The 15,711-nt window shown below is 63.8% G+C and carries 12 protein-coding genes; 8 read left to right on the forward strand and 4 right to left on the reverse strand.

Annotated elements, in window-relative coordinates; translation table 11 throughout:
• Nucleotides 1-2 precede the first annotated feature (2 nt).
• Nucleotides 3-383: a prepilin-type N-terminal cleavage/methylation domain-containing protein gene (locus ACFPQ5_RS20975; RefSeq protein WP_379760440.1), complete on the forward strand. Its 381-nt coding sequence runs from the start codon at nt 3-5 to the stop codon at nt 381-383.
• Nucleotides 377-1,063, forward strand: a complete 687-nt coding sequence (locus tag ACFPQ5_RS20980; RefSeq protein WP_379760442.1) for a type II secretion system protein — start codon at nt 377-379, stop codon at nt 1,061-1,063. Before ACFPQ5_RS20975 ends, ACFPQ5_RS20980 begins: the two co-directional genes overlap by 7 nt.
• Here the strand turns inward: ACFPQ5_RS20980 and murJ are convergent, their stop codons facing one another.
• Nucleotides 1,064-2,614, reverse strand: coding sequence for a murein biosynthesis integral membrane protein MurJ (gene murJ / locus ACFPQ5_RS20985; protein WP_379760444.1), 1,551 nt, complete (start codon nt 2,612-2,614; stop codon nt 1,064-1,066). It abuts the gene before it with no gap.
• Nucleotides 2,615-2,823: 209 nt separating this feature from the next.
• On the opposite strand from murJ, the gene rpsT reads away from it, so the two are divergent.
• Nucleotides 2,824-3,090 carry a 30S ribosomal protein S20 gene (gene rpsT, locus ACFPQ5_RS20990; RefSeq protein ID WP_056339242.1) on the forward strand — a complete coding sequence of 89 codons (267 nt, stop codon included), beginning with the start codon at nt 2,824-2,826 and terminating at the stop codon, nt 3,088-3,090.
• Between the two features lie 234 nt (nt 3,091-3,324).
• Here rpsT and ACFPQ5_RS20995 read toward each other — a convergent pair whose 3' ends face one another.
• Nucleotides 3,325-4,122, reverse strand: a complete 798-nt coding sequence (locus ACFPQ5_RS20995) for a DUF2243 domain-containing protein (RefSeq protein ID WP_379760446.1) — start codon at nt 4,120-4,122, stop codon at nt 3,325-3,327.
• A 334-nt stretch (nt 4,123-4,456) separates the two neighbouring features.
• On the opposite strand from ACFPQ5_RS20995, the gene ACFPQ5_RS21000 reads away from it, so the two are divergent.
• Nucleotides 4,457-6,691: an NADP-dependent isocitrate dehydrogenase gene (locus tag ACFPQ5_RS21000; protein ID WP_379760448.1), complete on the forward strand. Its 2,235-nt coding sequence runs from the start codon at nt 4,457-4,459 to the stop codon at nt 6,689-6,691.
• Nucleotides 6,692-6,860: 169 nt separating this feature from the next.
• Here ACFPQ5_RS21000 and ACFPQ5_RS21005 read toward each other — a convergent pair whose 3' ends face one another.
• The gene (locus ACFPQ5_RS21005; RefSeq protein ID WP_379760450.1) at nt 6,861-7,427 is read right to left on the reverse strand and encodes a pseudouridine synthase; all 567 of its coding nucleotides are present in this window, start codon (nt 7,425-7,427) and stop codon (nt 6,861-6,863) included.
• A 153-nt stretch (nt 7,428-7,580) separates the two neighbouring features.
• Between ACFPQ5_RS21005 and icd the strand changes: the two genes are divergently transcribed.
• Nucleotides 7,581-8,837 (forward strand): NADP-dependent isocitrate dehydrogenase, encoded by a 1,257-nt coding sequence (gene icd, locus ACFPQ5_RS21010; protein WP_379760452.1) that lies wholly within the window; start codon nt 7,581-7,583, stop codon nt 8,835-8,837.
• A gap of 106 nt (nt 8,838-8,943) precedes the next feature.
• Here the strand turns inward: icd and cspE are convergent, their stop codons facing one another.
• Nucleotides 8,944-9,147 (reverse strand): transcription antiterminator/RNA stability regulator CspE, encoded by a 204-nt coding sequence (cspE, locus tag ACFPQ5_RS21015; RefSeq protein ID WP_020653506.1) that lies wholly within the window; start codon nt 9,145-9,147, stop codon nt 8,944-8,946.
• Between the two features lie 369 nt (nt 9,148-9,516).
• Here cspE and clpS point away from each other — a divergent pair, with 369 nt between their 5' ends.
• From clpS to ACFPQ5_RS21030, 3 genes are all read left to right on the forward strand, one after another.
• Nucleotides 9,517-9,819: an ATP-dependent Clp protease adapter ClpS gene (clpS, locus tag ACFPQ5_RS21020; RefSeq protein WP_027864722.1), complete on the forward strand. Its 303-nt coding sequence runs from the start codon at nt 9,517-9,519 to the stop codon at nt 9,817-9,819.
• On the forward strand, nt 9,816-12,116 hold the full coding sequence (gene clpA / locus ACFPQ5_RS21025) for an ATP-dependent Clp protease ATP-binding subunit ClpA (RefSeq protein ID WP_379760454.1): 2,301 nt from the start codon (nt 9,816-9,818) through the stop codon (nt 12,114-12,116). The genes clpS and clpA overlap by 4 nt, the downstream gene beginning before the upstream one ends.
• 121 nt (nt 12,117-12,237) lie before the next feature.
• Nucleotides 12,238-15,591, forward strand: coding sequence for a S41 family peptidase (locus tag ACFPQ5_RS21030; RefSeq protein WP_379760456.1), 3,354 nt, complete (start codon nt 12,238-12,240; stop codon nt 15,589-15,591).
• Nucleotides 15,592-15,711 lie beyond the last annotated feature (120 nt).

The raw sequence follows: 15,711 nt of genomic DNA on the forward strand, positions 1-15,711 counted from the left end.
ACATGCGGGTCATGAAAAAGGGCTTCACGCTGATCGAACTGCTGGTGGTGCTGGCCATCGTCGCGCTGCTGCTGACGCTGGCCGTGCCGCGCTTCTTTCCCAGCGTGGACAAGACCAGGGAGACCATTTTGATGGACAACCTGCGCAGCACGCGCGCGGTGATCGAGCAGTTCCATGCCGATACCGGGCGTTATCCGGATTCGCTCGAACAGCTGGTCGAGAAAAAATACCTGGCGCGTTTGCCGGTGGACCCGATTCTCGAGAGCGACAGCGGCTGGGTCATCGTGCCGCCCGAAGAGGAGGGCATCCAGGGCGAGGTCTACGACCTGCACAGCGGCGCGCCGGGGAATGGCCGCGACGGCCGGCCCTACGCCGAATGGTAGCGCGCCATCCTCGTCGCGTAGCCGGCTTCACCTACGTCGGCCTGATCGTGTTCGTCGCGATCCTGGGCATGGTCGGCGCGGCGACCGTGAAGGTGGACAGCCTGCTGCGCCGCGCCGCCGCCGAGCAGGAGCTGCTGGAAATCGGCGCCGCCTACAGCGCGGCCCTGCGCAGCTATGCCGCCGCCACGCCCAAGGGCTACACGCCGGTGCCGCCGACGCTGCAGGACCTGCTGAAGGACCCGCGTTTTCCCGGCACCCGGCGCCACCTGCGCAAGATTTTTGTGGACCCGATCACGGGCGGCACGCAGTGGGGCATCGTCTACCAGGGAGAGAATGTCGGGGTGCTGGCCGTGTACAGCCTGTCGCAGGCGAAGCCGCTGAAGGTGGCGAACTTCGACGCGCGCTTTCCGCACTTCGAGAACCGCGAGCACCTGTCGGAGTGGAAGTTCTCGGCGGCCGAGGGCGTGCCGGTGACGCCGGTCCGCCCGCCGCTGGTATCGCTGCCGCCGCCACGGCCGGAGACGCCGCCCGTGCCTGCCGCGGTGCCGCCGGCGGCGCCGGCCGACGCGCCTGCAGCGGAGCCGGAACCGGCGCCCGCGCAGCCGGAGGAAGCGGACGAAGCGGAAGAGGAAAAGGAAACCGCGCCGCCACCCCCACCCGACACGGCGTCGGGCACCTGATTACTTGGCGCGGCGCTTGAAGTCGCGCGGACGAAAACCCAGGACGCCGAGCACGCCGAAATAGCTGATCGCGCTGACGCTGATGATGGCCAGCAGGGCGCCGGCGCGCATCAGCGGGTGGGCGCGCATCGCGATCCAGTCGAACTGCACCTGGCCGAACCAGGCCACCGCGCCCATCACGGACACGGCAATCACCAGCTTGAGGAAGAAGCCGCCCCATCCCGGCTCCGGCTGGTAGATCGCGCGCTTGCGCAGGCCGGTATACAGCAGGGCCGCGTTGATGCAGGCGCCGACGCCGATCGACAGGGCCAGGCCGGCCACGCCCAGAAGCGGCACGAAGACGAGGTTCATCAACTGCGTCACGACCAGCACGCCGACGGCGATGCGCACCGGCGTGCGCACGTCCTGGCGCGCGAAGAAGGCCGGCGCCAGCGTCTTCACCAGGATGAAGCCGAGCAGGCCGGCGCTGTAGGCCATCAGAGGGAGCGAGGAGGCGACGACGTCGGCGTTGTCGAAGGCGCCGTAGTGGAACAGGGTGGCGATCATCGGCTCGGCCAGGGTGGCCAGGCCCACCGCGGCCGGCAGCGACAGCAGGAAGGTCAGGCGCAGGCCCCAGTCCAGCAGCGAGGAGTATTCGCGGGTATCGCCTTCGGTGTTGGCCTTGGCCAGGCCGGGCAGCAGGATCGTCCCCAGGGCGACGCCGAGCAGGGCGGTCGGCAATTCCATCAGGCGGTCCGCATATTGCAGGGCCGAGACGGCGCCCGCCGCCAGGCCGGCCGCGATCGTGGTGTTGATCAGGAGGCTGATCTGGGCCGCGGCCACCGAGAACACGGCCGGTCCCATCTTGGCCAGCATGCGGTGCACGCCGGCGTCGCGCAGGCCGACCAGGGGATTGATCGACAGGCGCGGGAGCATGCCGATCTTCAGCAGCGAGGGAAGCTGGAGCGCCACCTGCAGCACGCCGCCGATGCACACGCCCACCGCCATCGCATAGATCGGCTGCGCGAACCAGTCGGCCATGACGACGGCGGCGAAGATAAAGGAGAGGTTCAGCAGCACCGGCGTAATCGCGGGAATCTTGAACTGGCGCCAGGTGTTGAGCACGCCGCTGGAGAGGGCGACGAAGGCCATGCAGGCGATATACGGGAACATCATGCGCGTCATGACGACGGCGGCATCGAAGGCCGCCGGCTCGCGCTGCAGGCCGCCGCCGATCCAGTAGATCAGGACCGGTGCCGCGACGATGCCGGCGATGCTGGTCAGCACGGTCGCCCAGATCAGCACGGTTGCCACGTGGTCGACCAGGGTCTTGGTGGCTTCCTGGCCGTGCTTGGTCTTGTACTCGGTAATGATCGGCACGAAGGCCTGCGAGAAGGCGCCCTCGGCGAACAGGCGGCGCAGCAGGTTGGGCAGGCGGAAGGCGATATTGAAGGCGTCGGTGAAGTTCGAGGCGCCGAAGGCGGTCGCGAACAGGCTTTCGCGCAACAGGCCCGTCACGCGGGACACCATGGTCATGCTGGAAATGGCAGCGAGGGTCTTGAGCAGATTCATGGGGCGAGATTATAGCTGGGCAACACCTCCGTGACGCTCTCTCGCGTGGCGAAAATGAAGAATGAATTGCCAGAAGAGGGTTGTTTCGCTATAATCGTGGGCTGTACTGAATTCTGTTAGCAGACACATATGTTTGGCAGGCACTGGAATGGGCCAGTTTGACTCGCTAATGTTTGCAAACGCAACTTGACCCCGATTTAGGAAATTCCATGGCAAATACCGCACAAGCGCGCAAACGCGCTCGTCAAGCAGTTAAGCAAAACGCACACAACAGCGCTCAGCGTTCGACCCTGCGCACCGCCATCAAGGCCGTCCGCAAAGCCATCCAGGCAGGCGACAAAGCTGCAGCAACCAGCATCTTCCAGTCGTCGGTTTCGACCATCGACAGCATCGCTGACAAGAAGATCATCCACAAGAACAAGGCCGCTCGCCACAAGAGCCGCCTGGCTGCTGCCCTGAAAGCCCTGTCGGCTTAATACCCGGTTGGCGCGCGGTCCCGGCCGCGCTGGCAGTACAGTGGAAGAGAAACCCGCCCGGCATCGAGCCTGGCGGGTTTTTCCGCTTCTGGAGATAATTTGCTCCGGATTCGGAGTTCGTAGGGTGGACTCCTGAGTCCACGCATGATTGTTAGCGGCTCCGCTCTCGTGCTCGATGATCTCGCCGTCGCGTATCACCGCGTGGACTCGGGAGTCCACCCTACGAATGTCGGTCTATCTGCGTGCCGAGGTCCAGGCCAGGCATCCCGCCGCCAGCGCCGAATTGCTGACCATCCAGGCGCCATGCTTGTAAAGCAGGCCAGTCTTGCTGCGATCTTTCACATCCAGCGCCCACACATCCCCCGAGGGCGCCGACCACAGGATGCGTCCATCCACCGCCTCGATCCCGGCAAACACCGTCGCCGGCTTTGTCCCCGGCTTATAAAATACCATCACCGTATCGAGGCCCGGCGGCGGCAGCGCTGCGACCGGCCCACCGACGAGCACCGCCAGCACCAGCGCCGCCGCGCCGCCGCGTCCACCCACAGCGCCCCCATTGCCGCGCCGCAGCCACCGGCCGAGCACCACGAAGACCACGCCAAAGACGATAAACCACAGCAAGTCCCAAAACAGCACATTCTCCGAATCGAGCCGGATGCGGTGAATCCCGAGAATCCAGTGCGACAGCACGCCGTCGAGCATATGCCAGGCGCCGAAGCCGATCGCCGCGTTCGCCAGCAGCAGGCGGTCGCCGCCGCCCTCGAAGTGGTGGCGTCCCTTCCACAGTTTCCACAAGCCGGCTCCGGCCAGCACGTACATCAGCAGGTGAAAGAAGCCGTCGGCCATGATCTGCACCCGGATGTTCTGGAAGGGCGGACGAGTGACGAGAGACAGCAGGTGGTGCCATTGCAGGATCTGGTGCAGCAGGATGCCGTCGAAAAAGCCGCCCAGGCCGAATCCCAGCAGGTAGCCGGCCCAGCCGAGGGAACGCTGCTCGGCGATCGTCGATGCGTCGGACTGGCGTACGGTCATGGCGACTCCTGTCAAGGCTGTGATTCCATCCTAGCGCGTTCGCACGCGGCCGAGCGCCGCGTAGCCTGTGGCTTGCTAAAGCGGTGGCGCACAGTAAAATACTGGTGCATAATATGAAACGCTCGTCTTATGTCTTATAGAAGACTTGAGCGACAGCAGAGCTCTCCCGGCAGTGCGCCGCGGCCTTCGTGCCCGGTTCCCCTTCGCGTGAAGGAGGAGTAGCATGTCCGGCGGGCCGCATAGCTCTCGCAGGACGTCGCGTTCAGCGCGGACGAGGACAGGCATTTATTAGTTGAACCATCGCGACCGTTCGCGAGAACCGAGGAAAAAGCGCATGAGCAGTAATCCGACCATCATCTACACCCTGACCGACGAGGCGCCACTGCTGGCGACCCACGCCTTCCTGCCTGTCGTCAGCACCTTCACCAAGGCCGCCGGCATCGACGTCGTCTCGAGCGACATCTCGGTCGCGGCCCGTATCCTGGCCGCCTTCCCGGAAGCCCTGACGCCCGAGCAGCGCGTGCCGGACGCCCTGGCCGAACTGGGCAAGAAGACGCTCGAGCCGGACGCGAACATCATCAAGCTGCCGAACATTTCCGCTTCGGTCGGCCAGCTGACCGCCGCCATCAAGGAACTGCAGGAGAAGGGCTACAACTTGCCCGACTACCCGGCCGACGCCAAGACCGACGAAGAGAAAGCCATCAAGGCCCGTTACGGCAAGTGCATCGGTTCCGCCGTGAACCCGGTCCTGCGCGAAGGTAACTCGGACCGCCGCGCACCGCGCGCCGTCAAGGAGTACGCACGCAAGAACCCGCACTCGATGGCCCCATGGTCGCCGGCATCGCGCACCCACGTCTCGCACATGACCCATGGCGACTTCTACCATGGCGAAAAGTCGATGACGGTGCAGGGCGCCCGCGAGGTCAAGATGGAACTGATCACCAAGAGCGGCCAGACCATCGTCCTGAAGCCGAAGGTCGCGCTGCAGGACGGCGAGATCATCGATTCGATGTTCATGAGCCGCAAGGCCCTGCTGGCCTTCTACGAACAGCAGATCAACGATGCCCGTGATACCGGCGTCCTGTTCTCGCTGCACGTGAAAGCGACGATGATGAAGGTCTCGCACCCGATCGTCTTCGGCCACTGCGTGCGCATGTTCTACAAGGAAGCCTTCGAAAAGCACGGCGCCCTGTTCGACAGCCTCGGCATCAACGTCAACAACGGCATGGCTGATCTCTACAACAAGATCGCCAACCTGCCGGCCTCGCAGCGCGAAGAAATCGAACGCGACCTGCACGCCTGCCAGGAACACCGTCCGGCGCTTGCCATGGTCGACTCGGCCAAGGGCATCACCAACTTCCACTCGCCGAACGACGTCATCGTCGACGCCTCGATGCCTGCGATGATCCGCGCCGGCGGCAAGATGTACGACGCGACCGGCTCGCTGAAGGAAGTGAAGGCGGTCATCCCTGAATCGACCTTCGCCCGTATCTACCAGGAGATCATCAACTTCTGCAAATGGCACGGCGCCTTCGATCCGAAGACCATGGGCACCGTCCCGAACGTGGGCCTGATGGCGCAGCAAGCCGAAGAATACGGCTCGCACGACAAGACCTTCGAGATCCAGGAAGACGGCATCGCCAACATCACCGACCTCGCCACCGGCGAAGTCCTGATGAGCCAGAACGTCGAGACGGGCGACATCTGGCGCATGTGCCAGGTCAAGGACGCGCCGATCCGCGACTGGGTCAAGCTGGCCGTGACGCGCGCACGCAACTCGGGCATGCCGGCCGTATTCTGGCTGGACCCGTACCGTCCGCACGAGAATGAGCTGATCAAGAAGGTCAAGACCTACCTGAAGGACCACGACACGACCGGCCTGGACATCCAGATCATGTCGCAGGTGCGTGCGATGCGCTACACGCTGGAGCGTGTCAAGCGCGGCCTGGACACCATCTCGGTGACCGGCAACATCCTGCGCGACTACCTGACCGACCTGTTCCCGATCATGGAACTGGGCACCTCGGCCAAGATGCTGTCGATCGTCCCGCTGATGGCCGGCGGCGGCATGTACGAAACCGGCGCCGGCGGTTCGGCTCCGAAGCACGTGCAGCAGCTGGTGGAAGAAAACCACCTGCGCTGGGATTCGCTGGGCGAGTTCCTGGCCCTGGCCGTGTCGCTGGAAGACCTCGGCATCAAGACCGGCAGCGACAAGGCCAAGGTCCTGGCCAAGACGCTCGACGCCGCAACCGGCAAGCTGCTGGACAACCGCAAGTCGCCATCGCCGAAGACCGGCGAGCTCGACAACCGCGGCAGCCAGTTCTACCTGTCGCTGTACTGGGCCCAGGAACTGGCCGCACAGACGGAAGACGCCGAACTGGCGTCCTACTTCGCGCCGCTGGCCAAGAACCTGGCCGAGAACGAAGCCAAGATCGTGGCCGAGCTGCTGGAAGTGCAGGGCAAGCCGGTCGACATCGGCGGCTACTACAAGGCGGACGACGCCAAGGTGAAGGCCGTGATGCGTCCGAGCGCGACGTTTAACGCTGCGCTGGCTTCGCTGGGCGCGTAAGCTAGTCTTAGCTGGTCAATAAAACCCGCCGGTTCCGAAAGGGCCGGCGGGTTTTTTTATTTATATCGAATCGTTCGGACCTGAGACGTAGGGTGGGCGCCCCGTGCCCACCACACGCGTGCGTCAACGCGACGCCACGATTTGGTGGGCACAGGGCGCCCACCCTACGTCAGCGCTTGCTCTTCAAGGCTGCGACTGGTATTTCGACGAATTCGCCCGGCATCAAGGGATGCGTCGCCAGACTGAACGGTCCGATACTGCTCCTTACCAGCCGCAGCGTCGGCAATCCCACCGCCGCCGTCATCCTGCGCACCTGCCGGTTCTTTCCCTCTTCCAGCGTGATCGCAATCCACCCGGTCGGCTTGTCCGCACGCGTCCGGATCGGCGGGTTGCGCGGCCACAGCCACTCCGGTTCGGCAATGCGCACTGCGCGGCAGGGTTTCGTCACGAAGTCGCCCAAGTCGATCGGCGCCTGCAGGCGGGCGAGGGAAGCCGCATCGGGGATTCCGTCGACCTGCACCAGATAGGTCTTGGCCTCCTTGTGGTCCGGATGCGCGATCTTGTGCTGCAGGGCGCCGTCGTCGGTGAGTAGCATCAGGCCCTCGCTGTCGGCATCCAGGCGGCCGGCCGGATAGATGCCGGGAATGGAGAGGTAGTCGGCGAGCGATTGCCGGCCTTCCTGCGGCGAGAATTGGCACAGGACCTGGAAGGGTTTATTGAAGAGGATAAGCGGCATGAATAAAGTGTGGAACGACTGGTGAAGCGCTGGGCGGTGAAGCGTGGCATCTGGCAAAATGGTGCATAATGCAAGACGCCATCTTATGTCTTATAGAGGACTACAGATCCTGCCGCTATTGTAATGCAGCCCTGCGACCACCTGGGAGAACACATGTACCAACACATAAACGTCCCGGCCGACGGCCAGAAAATCACGGTCAACGCCGATTTCTCGCTCAACGTGCCGGACAATCCGATCATCCCCTATATCGAAGGCGACGGCACCGGCCTCGATATTACTCCCGTGATGCTCAAGGTGGTCGATGCGGCGGTGGCGAAGGCCTATGGCGGCCGGCGCAAGATCAGCTGGATGGAAATCTTCGCCGGCGAGAAGTCGACCAATGTGTATGGTCCCGACGTCTGGCTGCCGACCGAGACGCTCGAGGTGGTGAAGGACTACGTGGTCTCGATCAAGGGTCCGCTGACCACGCCGGTCGGCGGCGGCATCCGTTCGCTCAACGTGGCGCTGCGCCAGGAACTCGATCTCTACGTCTGCCTGCGCCCGGTGCGCTATTTCGCCGGCGTGCCTTCGCCGCTGAAGCAGCCGGAAAAGACCGACATGGTCATCTTCCGCGAGAACTCGGAAGACATCTACGCCGGTATCGAATGGGCGGCGGAGTCGGAAGGGGCGCAGAAGATGATCGCCTTCCTCACTAAAGAAATGGGAGTGAAGAAAATCCGCTTCCCGGAGACCTCGGGCATCGGCATCAAGCCGGTTTCGCGCGAAGGCACCGAGCGCCTGGTGAGAAAAGCGATCCAGTACGCGATCGACAACGACAAGCCTTCGGTCACGATCGTCCACAAGGGCAATATCATGAAGTACACCGAGGGCGGCTTCCGCGACTGGGCCTACGCACTGGCGCAGAAGGAGTTCGGCGCCGAGCTGATCGACGGCGGCCCATGGTGCAGGTTCAAGAGCCCGAAGACGGGCCGCGACATCACCATCAAGGATTCGATCGCCGACGCCTTCCTGCAGCAGATCCTGCTGCGTCCGGCCGAGTACAGCGTGATTGCGACCCTGAACCTGAACGGTGACTACATCTCGGACGCGCTGGCGGCCCAGGTCGGCGGCATCGGCATCGCGCCGGGCGCGAACATGTCGGACTCGGTGGCGATGTTCGAGGCGACCCACGGCACCGCGCCGAAATACGCGGGCAAGGATTACGTGAATCCGGGCTCGCTGATCCTGTCGGCGGAAATGATGCTGCGCCACATGGGCTGGACCGAGGCCGCCGACCTCATCATTTCGTCGATGGAAAAGGCGATCACCTCGAAACGCGTGACCTACGATTTCGCGCGCCTGATGGAAGGCGCGACCCAGGTCTCGTGCTCGGGCTTCGGCGAGGTCATGATCGAGCAGATGCAATAAGCTTTATTACGGCTCGGCCCGCTTTGGAAGAGGCGGGCGCCGGATAAACTGCACGGACGAAAAAAAACCCCGCGGTTCGCGGGGTTTCTCGCTTCCGAGGGCGGTATTACATGCCCTGGATGTTGGAAGCTTGCTTGCCTTTAGGGCCTTGCGTGACTTCGAATTGGACTTTCTGACCTTCTTTGAGGGTCTTAAAACCGTTCATGTTGATTGCGGAGAAATGCGCGAACAGATCCTCGCCGCCGTCATCTGGAGTGATGAAGCCAAAGCCTTTGGAATCATTGAACCACTTAACAGTACCAGTTGCCATAAAAGAACTTTCAAATATAAACAAATCACACGAGCCATAAAAGCAAGAAGCTTCTTGCCCCCTCCTCAGCCTGCTCACTTCTTATCAACAAGTACATAAGTACATGTCAATGTTTGCATTGTTGATGCACTAAACTTTGAAGTCAAGCCCTTTGATGCGACTGTTGTTAATTTTTTCATACGTCATGCATAGCCCATCTGTATGCCTGTGAAGAACGCTTGTGAAAACCCAGCTCTTGATTTCCGCAATCGGAACCGCATCTGCGCTTTCAACGGAAAACAAGTAAGATGAAGGCGAATCGAAGTGAGCTGATAGCAGTGAGCTGATATTTCTGCTTTGCATCATCCTTGAACGCTTTAGAATACGCCCATGGCAACCAAGCACGATACCGAACAGCTGCTGGAGCGGCAGACAGTTAAACCACCGCCCCTGTATCAGGTGGCCTTGCTGAACGATGACTACACACCAATGGAATTCGTGGTGGCCATCATTCAGGAGTACTTCAACAAGGATCGCGAAACAGCGACGCAGATCATGCTTTCCGTACACCGTCATGGTAAAGGGGTGTGCGGCGTGTTTTCCAAAGATATAGCGTGTACCAAAGTGGAGTTTGTCTTAACGCATGCGCGCAAGGCGGGGCATCCCCTGCAGTGCGTGATGGAGGAAGTATGATTGCGCAGGAACTTGAAGTATCCCTACACATGGCCTTTGTCGAAGCTCGACAGGCACGGCACGAGTTCATTACCGTGGAGCACCTGCTGCTTGCGCTCCTCGATAATCCTTCGGCCGCTGAAGTCCTGCGTGCATGCGCGGTCAATATCGATGACCTGCGCAAGACCCTGACCAATTTCATCGGTGACAACACCCCGACCGTGCCGGGCACGGGCGAGGTCGACACCCAGCCGACGCTCGGCTTCCAGCGCGTGATCCAGCGCGCGATCATGCACGTGCAGTCGGCCTCGAACGGCAAGAAGGAAGTCACGGGCGCCAATGTGCTCGTCGCGATCTTCGGCGAGAAGGACTCGCATGCCGTTTACTACCTGCACCAGCAGGGCGTGACCCGTCTCGACGTGGTGAACTTCATTTCGCACGGCGTGCGCAAGGACCAGCAGATCGACAGCCAGAAGGCGTCGGAAGGCGTGGAAGAAGCGCAGGTCGAAGGCGCGACGAAGGAAAGCCCGCTCGATCAGTTCACCCAGAACCTGAACAAGTCGGCTGCCGACGGCAAGATCGATCCGCTGATCGGGCGCGAAGAGGAAGTGGATCGCGTGATCCAGATCCTGTGCCGCCGCCGCAAGAACAATCCGCTGCTCGTCGGTGAGGCCGGTGTCGGCAAGACCGCGATCGCGGAAGGCCTGGCATGGCGCATCGTCCAGGAAGACGTGCCCGAGATCCTGCAGAACGCCGTCGTGTTCTCGCTCGACATGGGCGCGCTGCTGGCCGGCACCAAGTACCGCGGCGACTTCGAACAGCGCCTGAAAGCCGTCCTCAAGCAATTGAAGGACACGCCGAACGGCATCCTGTTCATCGACGAGATCCATACGATCATCGGCGCCGGTTCCGCATCGGGCGGCACGCTCGACGCCTCGAACCTGCTGAAACCTGCGCTCGCCAACGGCCAGTTGAAATGCATCGGCGCGACCACGTTCACGGAATTCCGCGGCGTGTTCGAGAAAGACCATGCACTGTCCCGCCGCTTCCAGAAAGTGGACGTCAACGAGCCGTCGGTCGAGCAGACCGTGCAGATCCTGCGTGGCCTGAAGTCGCGCTTCGAAGAGCATCACGGCGTGAAGTACTCGTCGTCGGCTCTGTCGACCGCGGCGGAACTGGCGGCACGCTTCATCAACGACCGTCACCTGCCTGACAAGGCGATCGACGTCATCGACGAAGCGGGCGCGGCCCAGCGTATCCTGCCGAAGTCGAAGCAGAAGAAGACCATCGGCAAGACCGAGATCGAGGAAATCATCGCCAAGATCGCGCGTATCCCGCCGCAGACTGTCAACCAGGACGACCGCAGCAAGCTGCAGACGATCGACCGCGATTTGCGCAACGTCGTCTTCGGCCAGGACCCTGCGATCGACGCGCTGGCGTCCGCCATCAAGATGGCGCGCGCGGGCCTGGGCAAGCAGGACAAGCCGATCGGCTCCTTCCTGTTCTCCGGTCCGACCGGTGTCGGCAAGACCGAGGTGGCCAAGCAGCTCGCCTTTATCCTCGGCATCGAGCTGATCCGCTTCGACATGTCGGAGTACATGGAGCGTCACGCCGTGTCGCGCCTGATCGGTGCGCCGCCGGGCTACGTCGGCTTCGACCAGGGCGGCCTGCTGACGGAAGCCATCACCAAGAAGCCGCACGCGGTGCTGCTGCTGGACGAGATCGAAAAAGCCCATCCGGACATTTTCAACATCCTGCTGCAGGTGATGGACCATGGCACGCTGACCGACAACAATGGACGCAAGGCCGACTTCCGCAACGTGATCATCATCATGACCACGAACGCGGGCGCCGAGAGCCTGACCAAGCGCTCGGTGGGCTTCGTCGATTCGAAGGCGGCCGGCGACGAGATGGCCGACATCAAGCGCATGTTCACGCCGGAGTTCCGCAACCGCCTGGACGCGATCATCAGCTTCCGCGCGCTGGACGAGGAAATCATCCTGCGCGTCGTGGACAAGTTCCTGATGCAGCTGGAAGAGCAGCTGCACGAGAAGAAGGTGGAAGCCGTCTTCACCGAGAAACTGCGCAAGTTCCTCGCCTCGAAGGGCTTCGATCCGCAGATGGGTGCGCGTCCGATGTCGCGCCTGATCCAGGACATGATCCGCAAGGCCCTGGCCGACGAGCTGCTGTTCGGCCGCCTGGTCAACGGTGGCCGCGTTACGGTCGACCTGAACGAGAAGGACGACGTCATCCTCGAGTTCCCGGAAGGCGATGCACTGCCGCCGCCGGCACCGGCCGAGACGGTCGAGATCGAATAAGTCTCGTTCCCGCTTCACAAGAACCGCGCCTCGGCGCGGTTTTTTTTTGCATGTATGCACGCCAACTCATCTGTGCGCTGTGGCAGACTCATGCTCTTTAGCAAACTCTGCCGCAGTGACCATGAAACTGTCCCGTACCATCCTCGCGCTGTCCCTGGCTCTGATCGGTGCCCAGGCCGGCGCCGCCGATCCCTATTTCCGCTTCCCGGCCGTGCGCGGCGACACGGTCGTGTTCACCGCCGAGGGAGATTTGTGGCGCACCACGCTCGCAGGCGGCAAGGCCACGCGCCTGACCACGCACCCATCGAGCGAAACCCATGCCGCGATCTCGCACGACGGCAAGTTCGTCGCCTTTGCCGCCTCCTACGAAGGCGCCCAGGAAGCCTATGTGATGCCGATCGAGGGCGGCCTGCCGAAGCGGATCACCTTCGAGAACGGCGGCGTCACGGTGCTGGGTTGGACCGCGCAGGGTGAAGTCCTGGTCAGCACCGAGAATTCGACGGGGCCGGCCAAGCACCGCGTGGTGGCCGCGCTGGATCCGGCCAGCCTGAAACGCCGCGTCCTGCCCCTGGCCGACGCCAACGACGCCGTGCTCGACGACGCCGGACGTACCGTGTACTTCACGCGCATGGGCTTGTCCATGACCAACGATAACGTCAAGTCCTACCGCGGCGGCGCGCATGCCCAGCTGTGGCGCTTCGACTTGCAGGGGAAGGGCGAGGCCGAGCCGTTGTTCAAGGGCGACAATGCCAACAACCGGCGCGCGATGTGGTGGCAGGGCCGCCTGTACTTCATCAGCGACGCCGGCGGCGCCGACAACCTGTGGACCGCCAATCCCGACGGCAGCGGGCGCCGCCAGCTCACCAATCACAAGGAGTGGGACGTGCGCACCGCCTCGCTGGGCGACGGCCGCATCGCCTACCAGCTGGGCGCGGACCTGCACGTCTTCGACATCGCCAGCGGCGCGGACTCTCTTCTGAAAGCCACCCTGCTGTCCGACTTCGACCAGCAGCGCATGCGCCGCGTGAAGTCGCCGCTCGAGGCGCTCACCAGCATCGAGGTCGCCAACAAGGCCGAGCGCATCGTGATCACCGCGCGCGGCCGCGTGACGATTGCCGGCACCGGCAGCCACCGGCGCGTCGAGATCGCGGTGCCGGAAGGCGCGCGTGCGCGCGGCGCCGTCTTCAGCCACGACGACAAATGGGTGTACGCGATCGCCGACACCAGCGGCGAGAACGAGATCTGGCGCTACGCCGCCGACGGCTCGGGCCATGGCGAACGCCTGACGATGGACGGCGCCAGCCACCGCCGTAACCTGTATCCCTCGCCGGACGGCAAATGGCTGGCGCACACCGACAAGAAGGGCCGCACCTGGCTGCTCGACCTGGCCGCCAAGACCAACGTGATCATCGACGACGCCGGCCTCGAAGGCCTCGATCCTTCGGACCAGGTGGTCTGGTCGCCGGACAGCCGCAACCTCGCTTTTGTCCGCGTGGGCAGCAGCGAGCGGCGCGACCAGATCGGCATGTACAACCTTGCCGGCAAGGCGCTCAGCTTCGTCACGACCGACCGCTACGAGGCCAGCTCGCCGGCCTTTTCGCCGGATGGGAAGTGGCTCTACTTCCTGTCGTCGCGCCACTTCGACGTCGGCAATGTCTCGGTCTGGAGCGACCGTAACATGGGGCCCGTGTTCGACAAGCGCGTCGGCGTGTATGCGCTGGCGCTGCAGCCCGATTCCCGTTTCCCTTTCAAGCCCGAGGACGAGCTGACCAAGCCGGAAGAAAAGTCGCCGGAAGCGGCGGCCAGGGCGGCCGTCAAGGCGCCGGGCGAGGAGGGCGAGAAGACCGCCGCGATCGCCGCCGCAGCGGTGGCCGCCGCCAGCAAGGCCGGCGCCGAAAAGTCCAAGGCGCCGACCCCGGGCATCGTCTATGCCGGCCTGCGCGAGCGTCTGTACGAAGTGCCGGTCGAACCGGGCAACTACCGCGCGCTGGCGCTCGACGACAAGCGCCTCTACCTGCTCGAGGCGGGCGACGACGAAGCGGCCAAGGGCACGCTCCGTACCTTGGCGATCACGCGCAGCGCGCCCCAGCCCGAAACCTTCGCCGCCGGCGTGCGCGAGTTCGGCCTGTCGAGCGACCGCAAGCACCTGTTCTACCGCACCTGGGCCAAGGGCACGCCGGGCGACATGCTGGTGGTCGACGCCGGCGCCAAGGCGCCCGCCGACCTGTCGAAGGCCAAGGTCAAGATCGACGACTGGGCGGTGACGTCGAACCCGCGCCTGGAATGGAAGCAGATGTTCAACGACGCCTGGCGCATGCACCGCGACTTCCTGTACGACGCCAAGATGCGCGGCATCGACTGGAACGCCGTGCGCAGCCGCTACGCGCCGCTGGTCGAGCGCGTGACCGACCGCGCGGAACTGGACGACGTGCTGGGCATGATGGTGGGCGAGGTCGGCGCGCTGCACTCGCAGATCCGTCCCGGCGACGTGCGGCGTGCGCCTGCCGAAGGCGTGCCGGCCAGCCTGGGCGCGGTGCTCAGCCGCGTGGCGGATGGCTACCGCGTCGACCGCGTCTACCGCAGCGAGCCGGAGCTGCCGTCGGAAGCCGGCCCGCTGGCCGCGCCCGACGTCAACGTCAAGGAAAGCGACGTCATCACGGCGGTGAACGGCAAGTCGCTGGTGGAAGCGCGCGACATCGCCGACCTGCTGCTCGACACGGCCGGCAAGCAGGTGCTGCTGAACGTGAAGCGCGCAGGTGGACAAGCGCGCGCCGTGATCGTCACGCCGGTGCCGATGGCGCGCCACGCCAGCCTGCGCTACGCCGACTGGGAGCAGGGCAGGGCGCAGCAGGTCGATGCCGCCTCCAAGGGCAAGATCGGCTACCTGCACCTGCGCGCGATGGTGGCGCGCGACATCAACGCCTTCGCGCGCGACTTCTACGCCAACATCAACAAGGAAGGCCTGGTCATCGACGTGCGCCGCAATAACGGCGGCAACATCGACAGCTGGATCATCGAAAAGCTGTTGCGCCGCTCCTGGGCCTTCTGGGCCTCGAACGGCAGGCAGCCTTACTCGAACATGCAGAACACCTTCCGCGGCCACCTGGTCGTGCTGATGGACGAGCTGACCTATTCCGACGGCGAGACCTTCGCCGCCGGCGTCAAGGCCCTGAAGCTCGGCCCCCTGGTCGGCAAGCGCACCGCGGGTGCGGGCGTGTGGCTGAGCGACGGCAACGGCCTGGCGGACAACGGCATGGCGCGCGTGGCCGAAAACGGCCAGTTCGGGGCGGACGGCGAATGGCTGATCGAAGGCGTCGGCGTGACGCCCGACGTCGAGGTCGACAACCTGCCGCACGAGACCTTCGCCGGGCGCGACCGCCAGCTGGAAGTGGCGATCGAGCTGCTCGAGAAGAAGATGAAGGAGCAGCCGGTGAAGCCGTGGAAGCCGGCGGCGATTCCGGCGATCAAGCGGTAAGAAGTAGAGGTAAGGCCGCGTGGTTTCATGCGGCCGAACCGCGTGGGCATGCCCACCCTACAGCAGCGGACGCAGGGTGGGCATGCCCACGCGTTTACACCGCCCGCATTTCGGCGAACG

Origin of the sequence: Massilia suwonensis, from assembly GCF_042655665.1 — a bacterium.
Lineage (GTDB): Bacteria > Pseudomonadota > Gammaproteobacteria > Burkholderiales > Burkholderiaceae_D > Telluria > Telluria suwonensis.